The organism is Moraxella sp. (genome assembly GCF_024227015.1).
In the GTDB taxonomy this organism is placed as follows: domain Bacteria; phylum Pseudomonadota; class Gammaproteobacteria; order Pseudomonadales; family Moraxellaceae; genus Moraxella.
Window position 1 is genome coordinate 1 of record NZ_JAAELD010000026.1, and the last position, 4,874, is coordinate 4,874.

4 protein-coding genes and 1 other RNA gene are annotated in these 4,874 nt (G+C 47.3%); 3 read left to right on the plus strand and 2 right to left on the minus strand.

Going from position 1 to position 4,874, the window contains the following annotated elements; genetic code table 11:
• Positions 1–166: 166 nt before the first annotated feature.
• A non-coding RNA gene (gene ssrS, locus GY683_RS00545) (6S RNA) lies at positions 167–359 on the minus strand.
• A gap of 160 nt (positions 360–519) precedes the next feature.
• A complete protein-coding gene (gene folE, locus GY683_RS00550) occupies positions 520–1,125 on the minus strand; it encodes a GTP cyclohydrolase I FolE (RefSeq protein WP_297286897.1) in 606 nt (201 codons plus the stop codon).
• Between the two features lie 253 nt (positions 1,126–1,378).
• On the opposite strand from folE, the gene argC reads away from it, so the two are divergent.
• The 3 genes from argC to GY683_RS00565 form a co-directional block, all read left to right on the plus strand.
• Complete coding sequence (gene argC, locus GY683_RS00555; RefSeq protein ID WP_297286898.1) at positions 1,379–2,437, plus strand: N-acetyl-gamma-glutamyl-phosphate reductase; 1,059 nt, start codon at positions 1,379–1,381, stop codon at positions 2,435–2,437.
• Between the two features lie 107 nt (positions 2,438–2,544).
• The gene (locus GY683_RS00560) at positions 2,545–2,757 is read left to right on the plus strand and encodes a heavy-metal-associated domain-containing protein (protein WP_297286899.1); all 213 of its coding nucleotides are present in this window, start codon (positions 2,545–2,547) and stop codon (positions 2,755–2,757) included.
• 123 nt (positions 2,758–2,880) lie between these two features.
• Positions 2,881–4,874 (plus strand): cation-translocating P-type ATPase (locus GY683_RS00565; protein WP_297286900.1); only part of this gene is annotated, 1,994 nt, incomplete at its 3' end.

Genomic DNA, 4,874 nt, shown 5'->3' on the forward strand with positions numbered 1-4,874 from the left:
ATGCTCTACCAACTGAGCTATTGGGGAATATTAAGCAAGTCGCTTAAGCTGGTGCGTATTATAGCAAGTATTTTTTGCGTGTCAATCATTTTTTTACAAAAAATTTTTAAAATTTCAAAAAATTGTAAAAAAGACCAAAAATAACGCAACCAAAAAATTTAGACGATAAAAAACCAAAGTGCCGCTGTAGAGGGGTTACCATGAACCGTGAAGTTCAAGGCGGGATTCATCACTATTTATTACGGCTTCCTGAAACATCTAAAAGATGCAGGCATGCTCAACAAAATAGTAGAAATGCGTCCCTAAGATAAGATTATCGGCTCAGGAATACGCTCTACTGGCGAACACTTCAGTATGTTTATTATAACAAAATTTCGTCAGTTTTCAAGGTGATATTTTGTCTTTGCAGTGATAACTATTTGATTTTTAATAATTTTATAAAATTTAGAAAGTAAAGGATAACAAAATCCCTACCAGCTTTTACATTGGTAGGGATGACTTAAGAATTGCATTGGTGTATTAGCCAAACGCAGGCGGACGTCTAGGAATGGCGTCTAAGAATTCAGCGCGTGCTGTATTATTGGCGGTGAATTCGCCAAGCATGCTCATGGTTCTGGTGGTGGATTGTTGTTTGCCCACGCCGCGCATCATCATGCACATGTGACTGGCATCCATCACGACGGCAACGCCGCGGCAGCCCGTCAGCTCTTCGATGGCAGTGGCGATTTGCTTGGTTAGGTTCTCTTGGATTTGTAAGCGGCGTGCGTACATATCAACGATGCGCGCTACTTTGGATAGACCCAAAACCTTACCTTCTGGCAGATAACCCACGTGCGCCACGCCATAAAAAGGTAGCAGATGGTGTTCGCACAGTGAATAAAACTCAATGTTTTGCACCAGTACCAGCTCGGGGTTATCCGAGGGGAAAATCGCATCATTCGCCACAATTTCAAGCGACTGATGGTAGCCGCGTGTCAGATAGCCAAATGCCTTTGCGGCGCGCATTGGCGTGTCAAGTAGTCCTTCGCGGCTTAGGTCTTCGCCGCAGCCTTCAATGATGCTGGCATAATGACTTGCAATTTTATCATAATCGGGGGTGAAATTAGAGTTATCAGAATTCGACATGGCAATAAGCTATAAAAAGATAAAATATAAACGGTATAGCTTAACTTAAAATCAAATTTTATCAAGTAAAAATCGCAAAAATTACCCAAAAAATTACAAAATCATGATGGATTTCTTATCGTGTATCTTAAAAGCGCTTTGGGGTGAATTTGGTTGTTTTAGTTTTGAGGTTTGAATATTTGTAAAAGTTTTGGCAAGGCGGTTAAAATGTGGTATATTGTTGGAAATTTTTAAGCATCTCATGGTGGGTATTATGTCAAAGATTAAAGTAGGTATTGTTGGTGGTACAGGTTACACAGGTGTGGAGCTGATTCGTCTTCTGGTGAATCATCCGCACGCGCAGATAACCATGCTAACGTCTCGCTCGGAAACGGGCAAGAAAGCCAGTGATATTTTCACCAGCCTTCGCGGTCTGTCAGATGTGGTGTTCAGCGATGCTGATGATGAGAAATTAACCGCGTGCGATGTGGTGTTCTTTGCCACGCCGCATGGGGTTGCCATGAAGTCAGCACCATATCTTACCGAAAAGGGCGTCAAGGTGATTGACTTGGCGGCGGATTTTCGCCTCCAAGACTTAGATGCGTTTAGCAAATGGTATGGCATGGCGCACGATTGCCCCGATGTCCTTAAGCAGTCTGCATACGGTCTGCCCGAGGTGAATCGCGATGCCATCAAAGATGCCAAAGTCGTGGGCAACCCTGGCTGCTATCCGACGACAGCGATCTTGGGCTTATCCGCCATCATCGATGAGCAAAACCGTCAAAACGCTCAGCTCGTTGGCGATCATATCATCATTGATGCCAAGTCAGGCATCTCAGGCGCAGGGCGCAGCGCGAAGATGGAGATGATCTTTAGTGAGACGGCGGATAATTTTAGCGCGTACGGCGTGGCAGGACATCGACATCTGCCCGAGATCGAGCAGGGTGTGCATGCGCTCTTGGGTTCGAATTTTGAGCATAAAATCCGCTTTGTCCCGCATTTGGTGCCGATGATTCGAGGCATGTTCAGCACGATTCATCTGACATTGACTGAGGCGGGTAGTGCGGTCGATTGGCAAAGTGTGTTTGAGCATCGATTCCAAGATGAGCATTTTGTTGATGTTCTTCCTAAGGGACAGCTGCCGCAGACGCGTCAGACCCGCGCTTCAAATTTCCTTAGAATGGCTGTCCATCAAGACGGTGAGACATTAACTATACTCGTGGTGCAGGATAATTTGGTGAAAGGTGCGGCAGGGCAAGCGGTGCAGAACATGAACATCATGTTTGGTCTGGATGAGAAAGCCGGCCTAGACATCGTGCCTGTGGTGCCTTAACTTAATCTGTAGGGGCTGGGTAGTGTTTTTGTAAATGGTGCTTGTGGTGGGCGGATGGCTGTGCTAAAGTGCTTATATGATTAACAATTAACCAAATGGAGAAAATCATGAGTATTGAAACCTTAACTTTGAAAGTATATGGCATGACCTGTGAGGGTTGTGAGACGAGCGTTATTAATGCGGTGAGTGAGCTGGCGGGCGTGCAGGATGTTGAAGTAAATCGCCCACTTGAACAAGCTGTGATCACCTATGATGATGAAGTACTGGATAAGATTCAGATCATCGATGCTGTTGAGGGTTCAGGATTTAGTACAACTTAATTCTTTACTTGATGAACCCACAAAAAAACCGAATGCTAAAATACGTTCGGTTTTTTTATTGGATTTATCAAATTGTTTTGGCAAATCGGGATTGATAAATGGTGATAAGGGCGTATAATAAAAATGACCTATAACAAAAACGACGAGACTGCCATGAATGACAATCAAAATAACAACACCACTCCCGAATCTGACACTCAAGAAGCGCGCTATGCCATCACAGGCATGACATGCCAAGCCTGTGCCAATCGCCTAGAGAAGGTTTTAAATAAAAACCCGTCGGTTGATCTGGCACAGGTGAATTTTGCAACCGAAACCTTAAACATCCGATATCATGATGCCGACACTCAGGACATCCAAGCTTGGATCAAAAAAACAGGCTTTGAAGGGCGGCTCATCGACGATGCACCAAAACCAAAACAAGCACCAAGCATGCCTTGGCGATTGATTGCGCTATGGGCGTTGTCATTGCCATTTTGGGTGGGAATGATTGGTATGATGGTTGGCAGTCATGCACTGATGCCGCCTGTGTGGGTGCAGTTTGTGCTTGCCAGCGTGGTTCAGTTTTGTTTTGGCTGGGTGTTTTATAAGGGTGCATGGGCATCTATTCGTGGCGGTCTTGCCAATATGGATGTGCTTGTGGCATTGGGCACGAGTGCGATTTGGGCTTACTCAACCTATATGTGGCTCACCTCTGATCATGGTGGGCATGGACTTGTTTACTTTGAAGCGTCGGTGATGGTGATTGCTTTTGTGAGTCTTGGTAAGTATCTTGAGGTGCGCACCAAGCAGCAAAGCCTAAACAGCTTATCCATGCTGATGGATCTGGTGCCTGATACGGTTCAGCGTAAAGCAGATGATCAATGGAGTGCGGTTAGTGTTAAAGACATTAAAGTCGGTGATGTTCTGCTGGCTCGTGTGGGCGATCGCATCGGTGTAGATGGTGTGGTCACCACGGGGGCGGGCTTCACTGACGAGGCACACCTGACAGGAGAGAGTGCTGCACTTGCCAAGACAGCTGGGGACGGGGTTCTGGCTGGCAGTGCCGTGGTTGATGGTGGGTTTGAATATCGTGCGACTGCCACAGGTGGCGAGACTGCACTTGGCGACATGGTGCGCGCACTTGATGAGGCGCAAGGCACAAAAGCAGACATCGCGCGCTTGGCTGATAAAGTTGCAGGCGTCTTTGTGCCTGTGGTCGTTGGCATCGCGCTTGTGGTGTTGTTTGGGAATTGGGCGATATTGGGCAGCTTTGATGAGGCGTTAATGAGAGCTGTTTCGGTGCTTGTCATTGCCTGTCCGTGCGCGCTTGGATTGGCGACACCTGCTGCCATCATGGCGGGCATGGGCACGGCGGCGCGATATGGTGTGCGATTTAAAGATGCGCCCAGCCTTGAGATGGCGGGTCGTATCGACACCATGGTATTTGACAAAACAGGTACGCTCACCATGGGCCAGCCAAGTATTCGCGCTACCTATCTGTCTGATGGTGTGGATGGGAATGATGCACTTGGTATCACAGCAAGCCTGGAGCAGCATGCATCACATCCACTGGCGAATGCATTGGTTAAAAGCGCCTTAACCCAAGGGCTTAATCTGGCCGATGTTAAAAACCCCACTACCGTCGTCGGTCAGGGTCTGATGGGCGAGGTGGCAGGCGTGGGCATGGTTAAGGTGGGTACGCCACAATTTGCCGGCTTTGATCACTTTAATGAGATGATTGCTGATCCAACTAATGCTAAGAATGTGCGATACATTGGCGCTCATGATGCTAATGTTTGGCAGATTGCCAGTATCGTGGCGGTATCGGTGAATGATATTCCTCTGGCAGCTTATGCGCTCATGGATGATATTAAGGAGAATGCCAAAGACGCCATCGATCAATTAAAACAAGACGGCATCGACGTGATTATCATGAGTGGCGACCACCAAGGTGTGGTTGATGATGTGGCGGCGCGACTGGGTATCACATCCGCCTACGGCAAGCTCTCACCGCGTGATAAAGCTCAAAGAATTAATGAGCTTAAGCAAGAGAGCAGAACTGTCGCCATGGTCGGTGATGGTGTGAATGATGCGCCAGCCATGGCAGAGGCGCAGGTCAGCTTCTCGGTGCATGA